General features: G+C 31.3%; 14 protein-coding genes. All 14 read right to left on the bottom strand.

Annotated elements, in window-relative coordinates:
* Positions 1-152: 152 nt before the first annotated feature.
* The 14 genes from ACG3M1_RS09325 to ACG3M1_RS09260 all read right to left on the bottom strand — a co-directional run bounded on the left by ACG3M1_RS09325 (position 153) and on the right by ACG3M1_RS09260 (position 16,640).
* On the bottom strand, positions 153-1,967 hold the full coding sequence (locus ACG3M1_RS09325; RefSeq protein ID WP_395815342.1) for a recombinase family protein: 1,815 nt from the start codon (positions 1,965-1,967) through the stop codon (positions 153-155).
* A gap of 50 nt (positions 1,968-2,017) precedes the next feature.
* A complete protein-coding gene (locus ACG3M1_RS09320; RefSeq protein ID WP_395815339.1) occupies positions 2,018-2,143 on the bottom strand; it encodes a hypothetical protein in 126 nt (41 codons plus the stop codon).
* Positions 2,143-2,544: a type II toxin-antitoxin system PemK/MazF family toxin gene (locus ACG3M1_RS09315; RefSeq protein WP_395815336.1), complete on the bottom strand. Its 402-nt coding sequence runs from the start codon at positions 2,542-2,544 to the stop codon at positions 2,143-2,145. The genes ACG3M1_RS09320 and ACG3M1_RS09315 overlap by 1 nt, the downstream gene beginning before the upstream one ends.
* Positions 2,545-3,073: 529 nt before the next feature.
* Positions 3,074-3,361, bottom strand: coding sequence for a helix-turn-helix domain-containing protein (locus ACG3M1_RS09310; protein ID WP_395815333.1), 288 nt, complete (start codon positions 3,359-3,361; stop codon positions 3,074-3,076).
* A gap of 322 nt (positions 3,362-3,683) precedes the next feature.
* Entirely contained in the window at positions 3,684-5,018 is a 1,335-nt protein-coding gene (locus ACG3M1_RS09305) for a hypothetical protein (RefSeq protein WP_395815329.1), read from the bottom strand.
* A 160-nt stretch (positions 5,019-5,178) separates the two neighbouring features.
* Positions 5,179-5,562: a helix-turn-helix domain-containing protein gene (locus tag ACG3M1_RS09300; RefSeq protein WP_395815326.1), complete on the bottom strand. Its 384-nt coding sequence runs from the start codon at positions 5,560-5,562 to the stop codon at positions 5,179-5,181.
* 276 nt (positions 5,563-5,838) lie between these two features.
* Positions 5,839-6,987 carry a cysteine desulfurase family protein gene (locus tag ACG3M1_RS09295; RefSeq protein ID WP_395815323.1) on the bottom strand — a complete coding sequence of 383 codons (1,149 nt, stop codon included), beginning with the start codon at positions 6,985-6,987 and terminating at the stop codon, positions 5,839-5,841.
* Positions 6,988-6,993: 6 nt separating this feature from the next.
* Positions 6,994-7,374 carry a DNA sulfur modification protein DndE gene (gene dndE, locus ACG3M1_RS09290; protein WP_395815320.1) on the bottom strand — a complete coding sequence of 127 codons (381 nt, stop codon included), beginning with the start codon at positions 7,372-7,374 and terminating at the stop codon, positions 6,994-6,996.
* Positions 7,371-9,323, bottom strand: coding sequence for a DNA sulfur modification protein DndD (dndD, locus tag ACG3M1_RS09285; RefSeq protein WP_395815317.1), 1,953 nt, complete (start codon positions 9,321-9,323; stop codon positions 7,371-7,373). Before dndD ends, dndE begins: the two co-directional genes overlap by 4 nt.
* Positions 9,320-10,858: a DNA phosphorothioation system sulfurtransferase DndC gene (gene dndC / locus ACG3M1_RS09280; protein WP_395815313.1), complete on the bottom strand. Its 1,539-nt coding sequence runs from the start codon at positions 10,856-10,858 to the stop codon at positions 9,320-9,322. Before dndC ends, dndD begins: the two co-directional genes overlap by 4 nt.
* Positions 10,855-11,928 carry a DNA sulfur modification protein DndB gene (gene dndB / locus ACG3M1_RS09275; protein ID WP_395815311.1) on the bottom strand — a complete coding sequence of 358 codons (1,074 nt, stop codon included), beginning with the start codon at positions 11,926-11,928 and terminating at the stop codon, positions 10,855-10,857. The genes dndC and dndB overlap by 4 nt, the downstream gene beginning before the upstream one ends.
* An 89-nt stretch (positions 11,929-12,017) precedes the next feature.
* A complete protein-coding gene (locus ACG3M1_RS09270) occupies positions 12,018-12,674 on the bottom strand; it encodes a hypothetical protein (RefSeq protein ID WP_395815308.1) in 657 nt (218 codons plus the stop codon).
* 1 nt (position 12,675) lies between these two features.
* Positions 12,676-15,831 (bottom strand): hypothetical protein, encoded by a 3,156-nt coding sequence (locus ACG3M1_RS09265; protein ID WP_395815305.1) that lies wholly within the window; start codon positions 15,829-15,831, stop codon positions 12,676-12,678.
* Positions 15,828-16,640 carry a hypothetical protein gene (locus ACG3M1_RS09260; protein WP_395815302.1) on the bottom strand — a complete coding sequence of 271 codons (813 nt, stop codon included), beginning with the start codon at positions 16,638-16,640 and terminating at the stop codon, positions 15,828-15,830. The genes ACG3M1_RS09265 and ACG3M1_RS09260 overlap by 4 nt, the downstream gene beginning before the upstream one ends.
* Positions 16,641-16,658 lie beyond the last annotated feature (18 nt).

Genomic DNA, 16,658 nt, shown 5'->3' with positions numbered 1-16,658 from the left:
CTTTGCAGCACACGCCTCTTGAACCCATTATTGTGATAGTAAGAAAAGATGTGGATTTTACTCCACACCTTTCTACTTTCCTATATGTTTTCGCCATTTTATTTACGAAAAGCCTACTGCACATTTCTGTAGCTACGTGCTTACCCTGTAGTTTAAAGACAGCTATCCCTTTTTATGATTGATAGCAGCCTGTGCTGAACGTGACTCTGATAGGCGTTTTTAGCTGTTTTACTTATGTTGCTATAAGCGGCACTGAAAATATATGTATGAGGACTTTCTTCAGCGTCCTCAATATTTGCTTTCGCATGATTTTTTCTCCCTTCAACACTACAAATAAGAGATTGTGTTTCATCTGGAAGGAAATTCAAATCCCAACGATACCTACAGTTGTCCACTGGAATAATCTGTGCAACAAATTTATCTACAATACTGTCATCAAGCTTTGGTTTTGAAAAATCCAAACACTCATCAAGTACAGATTTAATCTTATCTAAATCTAATTCTATACCAATGTCATTTTCAGCCATATCCATCATTTTTTGCTTTTCTTCAGCATATTTTTGCAAAAGATCGTCTACTACTTCTTTCTGCGATTTAAACTCTTCTTTTGTAATCTCACCATCTGAACGCATATCAATAAGATTATCAATCTTATGTTTTGCTCTTGTAATTTTACCTTCTATAGCAGAAAGTGCTGCTTGATTAGTTTTTGCATCGCTTTGATAATGTTCATTCAAAAGACGATAAACTTCTAAAACAGCTTCTTTATGGTCTAGCCAGACACCTTCAAGTACTTTCTTCGCCATGATTTCTAATTTCCAATCACCAACCATGCGAATATCACAATATCCTTCTGTGTCTAAACCATTTTTTTCTCGAAATTTTTTACTTCCGTTATTAACTTGATTATAACACTGATAACCAAAAACCTCATCACCTCTTTTGTTAGTTCGCCATTTATTTTTACGAAATGTCGAACCACAACTACAACGAAGTTTTCTTAACCATACATCTTCTGTTGCTTTTTTACCATATACACGTTCTTCATTATTCACTTTTAGTTTTGTTGTTCTTGTTTTTCGTATCTCGTTACACTTTTCCCATACTTCTTCAGAAATAATTGGTTCAAAGTCACCTTTCACATACAAATAGGAACTTTCATCAAGATTATTTATCCTTTTTTGTTCAAGATAGTTATTACTAAATGATTTTAAATAGCATTTATAACCCATATAGGTAGCGTTTCTTAAAATTCTACTTATCTTAGAAGATGTCCAACTCACATTTCCATGACCATCTTTTCTACCACGTCTACTAATTTCTTTTGCTACTTTAGTTAAGCCATTTCCTTGTAAATATAAATCATAAATCATTCTTACTGTTTCAGCCTGTTCTTCATTAATTACGTATGTGCCACCCACACGATCATAACCTATAATATTACCATTACCGTACAGAACACCTTTATCTCTACTGATTTTCTGCCCTGCTCGAACCCTCTCAGAAACTTTTCTACTTTCTTCTTGAGCTAAAGTTGCCATGATAGTTAATCTTAGTTCACCATCTCCATCCATTGTCCATATATTATCTTCAACAAAATAAACTTCTATTCCTAGATTTTTTAATTCCCTAGTCGTTACTAAAGTATCTACTGTATTCCTTGCAAAACGACATACTTCACGAGTAACAATTAAGTCAAATTTTCCTGCCCTTGCATCTTCTAACATTTTCAGAAATGCAGGACGTTTTTTTGCCTGAGTTCCTGTTATTCCCTCATCAATATATTTTTGTAAAACATTCCAATTTGTATGTCTTGAAGTTTGATCATCATACCACTGTAACTGATTTTCAAGAGCAGCAAGCTGAGCTTCATGTTCAGTTGAAACACGCCCATAATAAACTACCGTTCTTTCCCTATTTCTATCCAAAAATAAATATGGATTTTGATTTATTACTTTATTTCTCATAATGCTACCTCCTTAATTTAATAGCATTCTACCTCTTATTAAAAATTTCGTTAAGTTTGTGGATTTGAAGCTTTTATAATATTAAAATATGTTGTTTGATTTACTAAACCTTTTTCATATAAAATTTCAATAAGTTTTATAGCAGCGTAGTAATTATCAACTTGAATTTTTACCATTACTCACCACCTGCTTTATTTACAATCCTAACGTGTACAAGATAATTTAATGAAAGACTTCTAAGCAATGCTTTATCAATTCCCAATAATTCTTTTTCAGTTGTCTTTCCTAAGTATGTTTTGATACGCTTTTTATCTATCGTTCTAATTTGCTCTAATAAAACAATAGATGGTTCTGTAAATGCATCATTATTCTTAATTAAATAATGCGTAGGTAAACTTGGCTTCTTGTTTGTTTTTGTCGTAACCATAGCGACGATAAGAGTTGGAGCATGTTTATTACCCGAATTATTCTGAATCACCACTACTGGTCGTAAACCGCCTTGTTCAGAGCCACACACAGGGTTCAAATCAGCATAATATATATCGCCTCTACGATACACCCAATCTTTTTTCATCATAAAAATAACCTCCTTTTATCTTGGGTATGTACCGAAAAGCTGCACCATCAATAAATTGAATAACAGCTTTTCCATGCGTATATGTGAACCCTAAATTTGTTCTAAACACCCCTAGGGAGAAGATAAGAAATCTTTATTGGGAAATCATCAGATGGCTGTTTGCGAAACAGCTCCATAGGGTTTCTGCCCTCCGCCGGGTACTCCGCCAGCTCCGTAGAGAAGTATCATTATCCCTTATTGCTTTCATTGCCTTATGAGTTGCAACCTCATATTTACTAGCTGATAAGACTCGCTCGTGTAATCCCATAAACACTAAATCTTTCCTTGCTTATTTACTTCGTACAGTCATGGCGTATCACTGATGTGGCTGGCACTTGGTAGCACCTGCAATAGGAACGTATCTGATGAATGAATATTCAGTTTTCAAAGATCATTTGGCCCATTTCCTTGAGCACATCTAAAGTTTAACTTTTACAGCTTCTCCTTAGGAGGGACCGATAGTGCTAGTTACTGACACCAATAGTGCTAGTTATAGTGAATTACTAACACTTCTAATAAGTGATTCAGCTTCTAATAGCTTATTTCGATATTCTTCTGTTCTCATTCCTTTACCAAGCAACAAATAATCAAGTGATACCCTAAAGTACTCCGATACCTCTATTGCCAAATCAATAGAAAGGCTTTTTGTTCCCTGCTCAAGCTTGCTCATCATACTTGTACTAATATTTAATTTTTCAGATAACTGCTCTTGTGTTAATTGATGTAAAACTCGTAATTCTTTTATTCTTTTTCCACATTCTTTTGGATCGTAATACATTCTTTATTTCCTCCTGTTTTGTCTTGAATTGCATTTGCGAATCAAAACTTTTCAGGTGGAGAACGATTACGAACAAAGCCTGCAAATACAGAAAAAGAGCGACCAACTTCACAATCTAATGCAAAGTCAGTCGCTCTGTATTTATGGTTTTTGTCCATATAAAAACCCTCACTTGTTTCTCGTGCTTTTGTCCTTGCACGAAAAACTTACTAAGCGAGGGTGTTGTGGTTGGTGTTGCAGCGGTGTTACGATGGTGTTATGAAAACTTTTAGGTGTTATGCCGGTGTCGTAACGGTGTTACAAAGGTGTTTTGTCAATTTTCTTATTTTTCAAGAGCTTTAACTAATTCTTCGTATTCTTCTTCAAGCAATGCTTTTTCAGCATTTTTTAATTCTGCTCTTGCCATGGCATTCGCACCCATTTGATAAGTAGCACGAATCATCCAATAATAAAGCTCTTTATTGTTATGCTCATGTTCCAATACTTTTTGAGCATAATCTTGAACAAGATTAAAATTATGATTTTCATAAAGCAGTCTTAAAAGCTCATTGACAGCACCAATATATTTTTGATGATAATCATTTTGAATATGCATGATCCAATGCTCTCCAGTTGCTGAAGCAAGTATCGGACCACGATATATTTCAATCATCTTTTTTAACATTTCTATTTTGACTGGAGCACATACTTCCCTTTGTGCTAAAAGCCAATAATTTTTAAATTGCTCATAATCTGTACTTATGTTAAGTTCAGGATTAATTTGATATCCCTTATTAGTACAAGATATCAGTTGATGATCAAGTACATCATCAAGAGTACTTAACAGTCTATATTTAAGTGTTTTAATCTTATTACCCGGATTATCAATAACTTCATCAGACCATATCGCATCACATAACATTCGTGATGAATGACATCTTTCCGGATGTAATAACAAATAAGTCAATACTTTAATGACCATAGGTGAGCTAATATCTTCTTCTGTAATGGTTTTGTTTAATGTATGAATTTCAAATTTACCAAATAAGTTAATGACAATATCTTTCATACTTTTAATTTCAGCAATAGTAAATGATTTGTTCGTTCCTGCACAATGCCTTGCTTCACTAATTGAGCAATACATTACATACGAAAAAATCCTTAATAATTCTACTTTGTTCTTATATCTTCTTGGATTTAAAGCAATAATAAAACCAGATGGTTCTTTCCAAAATGGATAAGCAATCAAAGAATCGATTTTCAATTCATGATACATTTTATATTCTTCATCATCTTGATCTTTATAAATTGTTGTATCTTCAATAATTATCGGTTGACCATTGTGTAAAGCATCCATCCATTCTTTTGATGGAGAAGTTCGTCCTTGGTCAAAGAATTTACGTACAACATCATTTGTAGTAGCTCCGCTCGTCCACCATATTGGATTCCAAGCATTAAATATTAAATCAGCCTCTACGACACCACACCAATCGGCTTCATGAAATTTTGCTGCACAATTCAGTGCATTTTTAGCTAGCATTTCCGGATTATCCTGATTATGAGAAACGCTCTCTACTTCCATAAGATCATTAACTAAATGTTTAAGATACTTGAATTGTTCCAAATCAATAGTTTTCTCTTGGTTTTCCTCCATCGGTGGAGGGACATTTTTGTTCATTTCATTCATCTCCTTAAATACCCAAAAAGACCGCAAGAAAGTCAACATTCGTCGACAGCCTTACGGTCTACTTTTGATTTAATATGACTGTCAAATCTTATATGGTTTGGCAATCTTAATAATACTATTTTCTAAATATCAATCAAACTGATATGCACGCTTAATCATTATGAATATAGTTTTCTCGGTATGATTGTATTTTATCAATGAAGTCATTTACTAGCTTCAATGTTGGTATATCACATTTATTAAGCTTTTCAATGATTTGATCATCAATTAAATAGGCTTTGCTTACATGCGATGAACCTGTTAGAAAATAATCTAAACATTTATCAAGTGCTACGCTTATTTTCATCATCATCTCAAGTGATGGTTTGTTTACTCCATTTTCTATTGCACTTAGATGATTACTTGAACAATTACATATAGATGCAAGATCATCTTGCGTCATTCGTCTAAGTTTTCTAGCTTTTTTAATTCGCTTCCCAACAGAAACAAAATCGATTTCTACTTCTTTTTCAGTAATACCCGCCATGTCTTGCATGTAATCACCTCCATCCGTATTTTTGTAAATATATTTTAAAAAATATCGGAAGTGATTAGAACAAAGCAATAGTTGTATATTCTAAGTAACACTTGTATTTTGAGAAAATTATTGGGAAAATCCATCTATTATATGGAATTATTCAAAAATACAGATCCATAAACGAAATCTAATTCCGCCTGCGGGTCTGTATTTTTTTGATAATACTTTACGAAACTTCAATAGTGCCTATAGTCTACATGATATTTTAAATATTAATAACTTAATACAACTTAATTAAATTTTAATTGTTTTAACAGTAGATAATAACTGATAAAAAGCCTGTCGCACTTCATTTAAATCAGAATTTGCGCCCCAACTTATACGCACCGAATTTTCGATTCTTTCAGTCGTTAACCCCATAGCTGTTAAAACATAACTAGGTTTATAAGACTTAGAATTACATGCTGATCCGTTTGATATTCCACAATACTGTTTAGTAGAAAGCATTAATGCTTCTGAAGAAACGCCATTAAAACAAATATTTATTGTATTAGGCATGCAATGCTCAGAACTACCATTTATTTCATAGTCAATCTCCATGGCTTTTAATTCATCCATTAAACATTGTTTTATAAACTCACATTTTTTAACATTTCTTTTGTATTCGACTGAAGCAATAGAACATGCGGTTCCTAATCCATTGACTAGAGCTACCGGTATTGTGCCTGGACGTATTCCATGTTCTTGTTGTCCGCCATACATAATTCCTTTTACCGGAGGAAGTTTATAACGTTTTTTTCTAAGAATCAAAGCTCCCACACCTTGTGGCCCACCTATTTTATGTGCACTCATAGAAAGCATATCATATTTTATTAGTTTCAATTCATCCACTAATTTTCCGAAACTTTGCGTTGCATCTATGTGAAAATACACTTCTTTATCTGCAAGATAATCACCAATCTCTTTTACTGGTTGAATAATGCCCGTTTCATTATTAACATGCATTACACTTACAATTAATGTATCGTCCTGAAGGTATTTTTTCACATCATCAAATAATATTCTTCCATCATTTCCAGGTTTTAAATATGAAACTTTAAAGCCTATTTTTTCCAAAGCTTTGCATGTTTCCAATATTGCTTTATGTTCTATTTCTGTTGTGATTATATGTTTTCTACCAGTTTTGTTTGCATATTCAATTAATCCTTGAAGGACTATATTATTGCTCTCGGTTGCTCCACTTGTGAAGAAAACCTCATCCTTATTAATACTAAGCAAATTTGCAACATCATATCTTGCTTGTTCAACAACCTGTCTTGCTCTATCTCCATAAACATGAGTTCTACTATCAGCATTTCCAGGAATGCTTCGATATACATTTATCATTTCATCAAGTACACGTTCATCAATAGGCGTAGTAGAGTTAAAATCAAGATATATCATATTTAATTACACCTCCAACGCCAGCCTCAATAAATCATCTAAATTTTTAATAAAATTTGTACCTGATAGATAAGAAATACCTCTTTCTAAGTGGAGTTTAAAATACTTAGATACCGTACCATTATCTATTGGCAAATTTTTAGATTTACACCATGCAATTATAAGTGCTTCATATAAATCACTGTCTTCTCCTCCAAAAGTAAACCAAGACATTTCTAGATTACTATCTTGTACGATTGGGATATCTGTCGGTATTGAATCTTCTTTTAAAGAATAGCATAGTGCCCATCTGCACAAAATATTCCAATTTTTTATCCCTGTCTTTCCTTTTAAACGAGATAACTTATCTTTTGATTGATTTGATAGCTTTATTTGTTTAATAATCATATTCTATCCTCCATAAAATAACCAGAATGTATAGAAGTCGATTTTGTATCGTCATTGTAAACTAATGTAAATTCATCACCGACATTTTCCTTCATCATTTTATAGTAATCTTTTGTTATTTCTGAATCTGTAGATAAAATAATAGTTTGCTCACTTGCATTTGGAAAATAACTATTTATCAAAGTTTCTCTATGGTTAGAGTCCAGTCTAGACAGAGGAGTATCTATTATTACCGGAAGTTTTCTTTTGGAGCATTTTGCCAAAGCCCATAAAAGTGAAATAACCATCAGCTGTTTTTCTCCAGCAGATAAAGAGGCCTTTTCAACTTCTTCTCCATCAAAATTTATATATTTCAAATCTAAAGTTTCCTCATTCATGAGGATTTTATCGATAAGAGTTTTTTTATTTGCCAACAATTTATAGCACTGCGTCATTGTTTCTGCTACCACTGACACTTTTCTTTTTTGTAATCGAATTTTATATTCATCGATTATATTATTAGCAATTTGAGAGTATTTAAGCAAACGATCAATATCATCGTTCAATTCAACTTTCTGTAAATATGATTCTACTTTCTTTTTAAATTCGACATTTACTGATAAAAATTGCGCATTCAAACTCTTGTATTGTCCTTCTAGAGAATTAATTTTAACTTCTATTTCAGTTATTTCTGCTTCTAGCGTTTTTATAGTTTTATATAATTTTGCCAAAGCTTTTTCATCTATATCAACAGATAAATAATTCTCAAGTTGATCTATTTCTTTACGATTACTATTTTGCATTTTTAGATGTTTGCGAGCATTTTCAATTTTCTCTGAAAGCTCTTTATCTAATAAAGATTGTAATCTAAACAAGACATTATCAGACAAACCGTATATCTCTTCTATGTCACCAGATTCCGCATTTTCGTCTATATAGTTAATGAAATGACTTGCTTTTTCCGCATTATCCGGAAATTCTTTTTTATAGCTTTTTAACATATATTTCATTTGATATAAAGTCATAGCTAACGTCTTTTTATCTTGTTCTAAAATCGCCTGTTCTTCTATATCTAAAAGAAGATTTCTTACTAATACTAATGGTAGCTGTGAGGCTGCATCGTTTATTAAAAGTTCATTGCATTGATTCAACGAAGCTACTAAAGAAATTTTCTTTTGATATAAATCCTCTCTTTGCTTAACAACATCTCCTCCCTTGGCTTTATATTCATTTTTCATTAAATCTAAATGTTTTATTTTTTCATCTAGCTTCAGCTTCTTCTCTTTTATGCGAGCATCTAAATCACTCATTTTTTTAGCCATTTCGTCTTTATAAGATCTAAGTTTTTGTAGTTCCAAAACACTTTTATCATCAGTATTTTTTTTCGTGCTTCTGGAAATAATCCGGCTCATATCATTACTTAAAACATCCAGAACTGATATTCCTAATAACGATCGAATTGATTCCTTCATTTTTGTATCCGTATCTTCTACGGCCACTTCTGCTATCTTTTCTCCATCAAAAAAGAAGAAATTCGAAAGTCTGCTAGGAAGTATATTTTCAATAAACATCGGCCAATTTTCTGTCAGAAAAGGATTTACTATCTCGTTTTTATATACAGTAATATCCTCTTTTACTCTATATCCAAAACCATTCCAAGATCTTTTAATTCGATAAGTTTCTTTTTCCGATGAATCCAATGAAAAATATAATTCAATCGATGCTTCATTTGAACCATCAGAAAGATTGATATATGATTTCAAATATTGACCATATGACTTGAATTTACTTTCTTGATATGCAAAAGAATTTTGTCCATATAACGAAAGTAATATTGCCTCTAAAAAAGTGGTTTTTCCTCGGCCATTCATGCCCCCCACAAGAACAATTGGTTTATTTGAGACAAATTCAAAAATATTTTCGCCAGCATATACACCAAAATTGTAAAGTTTTAATTCTTTAATTATCATTGTCCCGTCACCTCAGTTTGTTCATCATCAAACTCTTCAGACTCATCCTTAAAAGCAACAAAGAATTTTTCATTATATTTGCCACCCATTGTTTTCTTTCTTTCAAGTTGTTTTCTATAATATAATGTTGCATCTTCTTCATTTGAGTAAAAAGTCTTTTTTATACAAGACTCTAAAGAGCTTAGAATACCTTTTCTTTCATTAACCGAATTTATGCTTGATTCAGTATCTATCAAGCTGTACATCATTTCAAATGATAATTCCTCGTCCGGATATAAGTCTGTACATACTTGTTTCAAAATATCCCATTCATCTTTACCAAAAGACTCATTAGAAATCCATTCTGGGTCATCAAATTTCTTTCCCATCACTTCTTCATAAATACGTGGTAAAGAATCATCAAATTCATGCTTTTCCTTTACCCATATACGCCTAATACATCTTAATTCCGGAATTGATATAAGCTCTAAATCTGCAAACTCTTCTGGACCATTACAATTAATATCTAACTGAATTTCTAGTAGTTTTTTCAACCATTGTTCTCTAATTTCTTTAAGATATGGACCATGATGTAATCTTTCATATGTTCCGGTTACATAACCTTGCATTTTTCTAAAACTTCTTCTAGCGCGATCATTTTCTTCATCGCCGAACATGTTTCTAAATTCTAATAACGGTGTCATCCAAGCTTTTTCGTCATCGTTCGCAATCATAGCTTCCATTGACTTATCTTTTTCAACCATAGTACAAACCCAACATCCAAATCGACTTTTACCGCAACTAGGAAGATCTTTGTCAACCATCATCGGACATTCATTGTCCTCTGTAGCACTCATATACAACGTTTGTAGTTCATGGTTCGATAATCCCCATGGGTTTTTATATTGCATAAGAAAAATCCAAACATCATCATCTTTCCAATTTTCTAAAGGAGAAAAAACAAGTTCATTAGCTAAAGTAGGATTTGGACTTAACAATTCTCTAACTCTTAATTTTTCATATTTTGCCATTGTTCTTGCACGATTTGTACTCTCCGCTTTTCTTGTTCCTATAACTAAAATAATTTCACCATGTTCTGCTATTTTATTTTTAATAAAATTATTGACTGGTTGAATCTTTAATCTATCAGTACACCATCTTAATTTTTTTCTAGGAAACGGGTATCCTCTTCCTATTAAATTCACCCAAAATGTATTATTTGTTTCAGGTGTTAACCTATGTGTAATAAATGGCAAACTTTGCTCATTAGCTGAGTTTTGCATTATTTCTAAAGAGTGTTCTACCCACTTAGAAATAACAGGTGATTCAACAAGCGTATCCGTATTTATAATATGTACCGGTTTTTTTAATCTTCCAGGGTTCATTTCTTTTAAGGACATCCATACTAATTGCAATGTTGCGGTACTATCCTTACCACCAGAATATCCTATAACCCATGGAATATCATCAGCTAAATATAATGCTCTTATTGTTTCTTTTAGATTTTCAATTTCTTCTCTTGATATTCTTGTATCATTTATTTTTTCATCTTTCATATTCGTCCTCTATTCTCATTGAATTCTTTTTCAATGTTTTCTTCATTTTCGGATAGCCCTATTTCAAGAGATATTTTCAACATATTTGTTGCAAGTGCTATAGCTTTTTCATTGTTAATCATTCTACCATTTTCTTTAATTACTCTAAGGTACCAACAATCAGCATTTCTAGACCAATTTATTTTTTTTAAACCACATAAAATATTGTTCATATCAATATCTCTATTCCTATAAAAATAATTTCCTAGCTTACCAAATGCCTGCATAATTACAGCTTGAACAGCTAAATGTTTTTCTCGTAGTTCTTTTTTACTAAGCTCCTTATTTTGTAGATGTATCCACGGTACTACATTTTTAGAAATATTCTTCCAATATTCTATACAAAAATTCACAAATTCATAATTGCATTTTCCTTTTGATAAAATTCTCTTATTAGCTGTATATATTGTATTTAATGTAAATAATGATGATGAATACTTTCCTAACATATCCTTTTCTTTATCAACATACTCATTAAAAAAAGAAACACTTTCTACAATTTTTCTTGTTGCTACAGCCAATTCATCACGAGAATCATATAATTCAGCAATGGAATTTGATGTCTTAACCGCATGTTTATTAAGATCAGTAAATATCTGTTGACTGTGCTTTAAACCAAGGTCTTTATAAAAAACTATAGAAATTGTTTCATCACCTAAATCAGGCTTCTCAAGTAATGCCTGTTCTATCGCTGCTTTTCGGTGTTGCCCGTCATTAAGCAAAAATTTTGCATCTAAAGAAATCTCTAACATTCCTAAATCTGTTTCACCATAAGAAATAAAATTAAACTCCCCATCAATAGAAGCAGCTAGTGCTGAAAAAACATAGGAGTTTTCATTTTCTAAAATGTATTTTGAAATAACAGGTATTCTCGATTCATTTACACGTCTTTGTGCTCTATACTCCGGCAAAATATATTCATCATCCTCAGGAAATAATCGTTTAAGCATTTTTAAAGGAATCATAGCAATATAGTATTCTCTATTTGCTTGCACTCCTCTGACTACCGGAAATTTAAAACAGTAATTCATTTTTCCTCCTTAAACAAAAATATACTTAAGTAGTTTTTTATCACTACTTAAGTATATTGCTTTTAACATCACAAGTCAATTATCTAAATCTAATTTTTAATACTTAACATGATATTAGAAGATAAATTTTCTTTTCGAATCCAATCAATAATTGAATCCGTCAAATCTAACAACGAAGCATTTCTGTCTTTAACTTTTCTCAGAAAGTCAGCAATTTCAGAATCAAATTCCATTTGAGATAGAATGTCGTCAGCCTTTCTTTTTGCCTCATCAAATGCCTTAGAAGCATTTTCATCTGTTGGCCAACTTGAAAAGTTGTTCATATACTGTAGTATTCTATTGATTTCTTGTTTTTCATTGCTTATTAACTTTAAAATTCCAAGTTCTTCTTTTATTCCCGCTAGAAACTCATCTGTTTGGAGTTTCCATTCCGTTTCCATTTGTTCTCGTAATTTCTTAACATGATCGCGATAACGCTCAGCACCAGTAACCACTTTATTATCAAAAACAGATTTCGTATCTTCGATTACTTTTTCAAGTTCTTTTTCAGTTTTGTCAGAAAAATTTATATGCTTATATCTATTACAGATTACATACCCTTTAATAATCGGAATAAAATGCTTTGCATAAGCATCAAAAAATGTATTGTTTTTTCTTACAACAATTTGATGCTCGTTATCTTTTTGTTTATTTTGCGATACTTCCGCCATTAAAACTCTACTTATATTTAATTTTTCCTGCAACATATTAACCCTCCATTAATTCCATCATTCTTTCGAATTCAGTTCTATTTTGTTCAAATCTCGGGTCAACATCATCCGACCAAACACCGCTTCTAGTTAAATTTTCTTTAGCAATATTCATTTCTGAATATACGGAAGAATTATCTTTATCTACTAATTCCAAAAAGTGCAGAAATTCTTTCACTATTTTCATGGGGTTCGAAGAATAATACATTATCTTTTCCATAATTGCCATTCCATTTAAATTAGTATTAAGAGCTGCCATTGACTTTGTGATTTCAGCACTTCTATTTTTAAATAAATTAGCATCATTAGTTCTTAAAGGAATATTAATTCCATATGTTTCCGTATCCCTATAAAACTCTATAACTTCATTCAACAAATCTTTTATGTCTTCTGTTTCTATTTCTGCATCTTCTGGAAAGCCAAAATATTTCAAAACATTTTTATAGAGTTCTTTACCTTCTGCTATCTCTGTCGAAACTGCCTTATCTACTTTAGATAATATTTTCTTCAAATATTCTTTAGATTCATTTCTTCCATTTATTACATCAGAATCAATTTCGTCAATAGCAATCTCAAAGTTTTCATTTTTCAACTCTTTGAATACATTATCCAAGTAATTATAATTAATAATTTTCCTTCTAGCATTTTTATCATTACCTTGAATTAGATTGAAATATCTATGAGTTATTTCAATGTTCTTTAAAGCAGTATCTGACGTATACATAAAATTTACTAAATCAATCCATTCTCTTGAATGCCCATCTAAAGATAGTTTTTTAGAAGAAATATCATTATTTAGCAAAAGATCTGTTTTTAAATCGCTCATTTTATTTGCATGATAATCTCCGCTTAGTAAACCTCTATACACTTCTGCAATGATAGAACATTTTAGATAATCAGGATATTTTTTGGGATCATCATACGCCTTTACCACATCAACAAATCGTTTCTTATTTCTCTCTAACCAACTAGTTGCGATCCTAAGACTTGATGCAGCTCCTTCAAAATCCCATGAAGCATATTCAATATTACCAACTCGTTTTTTTCCTAGATGAAAACTTTTGCCAATTGCCAATAATAGCTGATACGTTTCATCATCATCTTTTAAAAGCACAAGTCCTTTTCCGACTTTTTTATCCTGCCTTTCGATTTCTACTAAGTCGTAATTTGACTTTTCAACCATCTGAACTGATAAAAGCGGAACACCTTCTTGTTGCCAAGCAATATTGGCAAAAATAAATTTGCTGATTTCATCCCTTACTTGATATGCTTTTGTAAAACTTTTTTTATCATAATGCCACTCAGATAATATCTTTGCAAAATCTTCAAATCCTTTATTTACTAACGGCTTTTTAATATGTTGCTTAGATTCTAGAGGCAGAGTAGTTTGAGTAAGAACATCTTCTGATGTAGTTTCATCAACCGAATCACTTTCATAAGTTATATTATCCAATGAAGTTCCCAACAATCTTTCGGCAAATGAAGTTAAACCGAATTCTTTAAAAACTGCCGTACTAACTCCACCAATATATCCATCGATACTAGTGTCTAAGTTCCCATCGCCCCAGTAGCCTATAATTGCAAATATTTTTTTTGTTATTATATCTTTTTCATCTTCTTTTAACTGCATATTCACAACAGTATTTTTGATCCTATCAATAACATCAAAATTCAAATTTGGTTTCTTAGAAAGTAAAAATTTAGGGAATGAAACTTTATCTTGAATTATACTTTCTACCGCGGGTTCAATGATTTTTCTTATGACATATCTAGGAGTTTTGTGAACATCAATATTATTATAAAGATTGATAATAGCTTTTTTTGTAAATGGGTACAAACTTATTTTTTTACCGAGATAAGTATATGAATCCCACTTTTCAACCTCCGTTTCTTCATGTACTGGATATTCAGTATCAATTGCACCATCTTGATACCATTTAGTAATGATTTCTGTATTAAGAGACATTACATTAAGATACTTAGCAACAAATTGAATTAAATCATCTTGAACATTTCCGATAGCGCCATCCTCAATTGTTATCATCGTGGTAATTCGGTCTAAATAATTTGAACGAAACTCTCGAAAATATTCCGTTGTAGTTCCTATAACAGAAGTTAATCGACACATTTTATCTATTTCATTCGAACCAGTATGCTCTACAATTAATGCATCCAGTAAGTCTCTGTTTATTCCTGTGCATGAAGTTATGTCTTCAATCAAAAGTGTCAGATTTTTTCCTTGAGCATATAATTCTTGTCTAATCTCTTTAAATATTTGTTGAAAATCACCTGGTTCTAAACCAGCACATGCTTTAATGACTGGTTCAACTTTCGAGTTCATATATTCAGCTAAAATTTTAGGATTACAGTCCTCATCAGGAAAACTTCCATCTACTTCTGGTAATAGTTTATTAGCCATTTTTACAGCTCTTTTACTAGCATTATTTCTCAACTTTATATTGAAATCATAGTCCAGTATAAAATCCTCTACATTGAATAAAGCAAGGACGTCTTCGCCTAATTCGTTATTATTATCAACTATTTTGCTATAAATACGCTCTATGGGACCGCCGGCCATAAGCATTTTTTCTTCAAACTCTGAGCTTGATAATAATTCCCTAAAATTTTTTCTATCACTTGAAGATAAAATTGAATCATCATCAGCGATTTCAACTAAAAACTTATGATAAATTTCATATTTAAATTTTTGTTCACTTACATTTTGATTAGCTTTTACTAGCCTTTCATATATATCCTTATTACGAATATTTTTAACTTCTTCAATGTTTAGAAATTGTTTAATTGTGCCTTTTAAAGTATTGTCACTTCTACGAATCATTAAAACCACATCATTTTTTGTTTCATCAGTAGATAATTTAGCTTCTATCCAACGAATAAAATGCGATTTTCCCGAACCACTCGAACCATCAACTACAATTAGTTGATGTTGGTTATACTTTGAAGAATCTTCAAAGTATTTATTAAATATTTCATCTTCTGAAATATGTTCTGAAACAGGTGTACCTGATAAATCATTTGTTACAGTAATTTTTCTAAATGGAACATGTGTTGATAAAAAATCTGCTTGCGAACTATTGATTGAATCAACATTCAACACATCTTTCAGTCTTGTTAATACAACTTCTTTATTCATGATCTTCTCACTCCTTTATAAACTATATGGGTGATTTCATCTGTGAATTCGTGCGTATTATCACAAAACAATCTCCATTTTTCTTTACTATCCAAATTCTTTTTAAGCACAATTTCTTTTTCATCGTGCATTTGCCTCAAAGCATTAGACAACGCCAAATTTAATTCTTTTGTATCTATAGCATTTTGTAAAGCCACTGACGCATATGGATAAATCTTCTCAACAAATTCTTTAACAGAATATTCTTTATTTTTTTCTAAATCAGACATAACACAAAAATCTTGTAATGCTATATGCATATTAGGCAAGAAAAACATTGCTGTTCCTTCTTGAATATAACCAAATCCTAAAAATGAAACCCAAAATCTACTTCCTAACATCATCTGCTCACTAACCAAAGAAATATCTTCTTTTTCTTGTATTTCACGTCTTATATTAACATCTGTCAAAGTTTTATATTTTAACCACTTCTCATTTGATTCTAAGAAAGATTTTACAATTTTAAAAAAATAAGAATCCTGATTCTTAAATACTATTGAATTGCAATATAAACGGAAAGTTTTGTAATTTTTTAATACTTTTTTATCACCAACAAATTTTAGTTTATCATTGTCTTTTTCAATCAACTTCAATTCTTGAACGCATACTTCTCTAATAGATGGATAATATGATGTCGAGCTAGAATTTAATCCTTTAGGTTCCATTTTTTCTCTTAAAACAGAATCTTCTATATCAGATTTTGATACTAACTTACACAATTCAAAAACTCTCTCTGGTATTGGTTCAGTTTTAATGTTGTTGTCAAACATATCTTTTTCATCTCCATT

This window comes from Clostridium sp. 10cd* (assembly GCF_044336395.1).
In the GTDB taxonomy this organism is placed as follows: Bacteria; Bacillota_I; Bacilli_A; order Erysipelotrichales; family Erysipelotrichaceae; genus Clostridium_AQ; species Clostridium_AQ innocuum.
This window is presented reverse-complemented; position numbering and strand designations above follow the sequence as displayed.

What these genes read in the sequence shown, in the direction of transcription:
- ACG3M1_RS09300 (WP_395815326.1), bottom strand. Translation starts at nt 5,562, where the DNA reads ATGCAAGACATGGCGGGTATTACTGAAAAAGAAGTAGAAATCGATTTT.
- ACG3M1_RS09270 (WP_395815308.1), bottom strand. Translation starts at nt 12,674, where the DNA reads ATGTTGCAGGAAAAATTAAATATAAGTAGAGTTTTAATGGCGGAAGTA.
- ACG3M1_RS09310 (WP_395815333.1), bottom strand. Translation starts at nt 3,361, where the DNA reads ATGTATTACGATCCAAAAGAATGTGGAAAAAGAATAAAAGAATTACGA.
- ACG3M1_RS09260 (WP_395815302.1), bottom strand. Translation starts at nt 16,640, where the DNA reads ATGTTTGACAACAACATTAAAACTGAACCAATACCAGAGAGAGTTTTT.
- ACG3M1_RS09295 (WP_395815323.1), bottom strand. Translation starts at nt 6,987, where the DNA reads ATGATATATCTTGATTTTAACTCTACTACGCCTATTGATGAACGTGTA.
- dndE (WP_395815320.1), bottom strand. Translation starts at nt 7,374, where the DNA reads ATGATTATTAAACAAATAAAGCTATCAAATCAATCAAAAGATAAGTTA.
- dndB (WP_395815311.1), bottom strand. Translation starts at nt 11,928, where the DNA reads ATGAATTACTGTTTTAAATTTCCGGTAGTCAGAGGAGTGCAAGCAAAT.
- ACG3M1_RS09305 (WP_395815329.1), bottom strand. Translation starts at nt 5,018, where the DNA reads ATGAACAAAAATGTCCCTCCACCGATGGAGGAAAACCAAGAGAAAACT.
- ACG3M1_RS09320 (WP_395815339.1), bottom strand. Translation starts at nt 2,143, where the DNA reads ATGGTAAAAATTCAAGTTGATAATTACTACGCTGCTATAAAACTTATT.
- ACG3M1_RS09265 (WP_395815305.1), bottom strand. Translation starts at nt 15,831, where the DNA reads ATGAATAAAGAAGTTGTATTAACAAGACTGAAAGATGTGTTGAATGTT.
- ACG3M1_RS09315 (WP_395815336.1), bottom strand. Translation starts at nt 2,544, where the DNA reads ATGATGAAAAAAGATTGGGTGTATCGTAGAGGCGATATATATTATGCT.
- dndC (WP_395815313.1), bottom strand. Translation starts at nt 10,858, where the DNA reads ATGAAAGATGAAAAAATAAATGATACAAGAATATCAAGAGAAGAAATT.
- ACG3M1_RS09325 (WP_395815342.1), bottom strand. Translation starts at nt 1,967, where the DNA reads ATGAGAAATAAAGTAATAAATCAAAATCCATATTTATTTTTGGATAGA.
- dndD (WP_395815317.1), bottom strand. Translation starts at nt 9,323, where the DNA reads ATGATAATTAAAGAATTAAAACTTTACAATTTTGGTGTATATGCTGGC.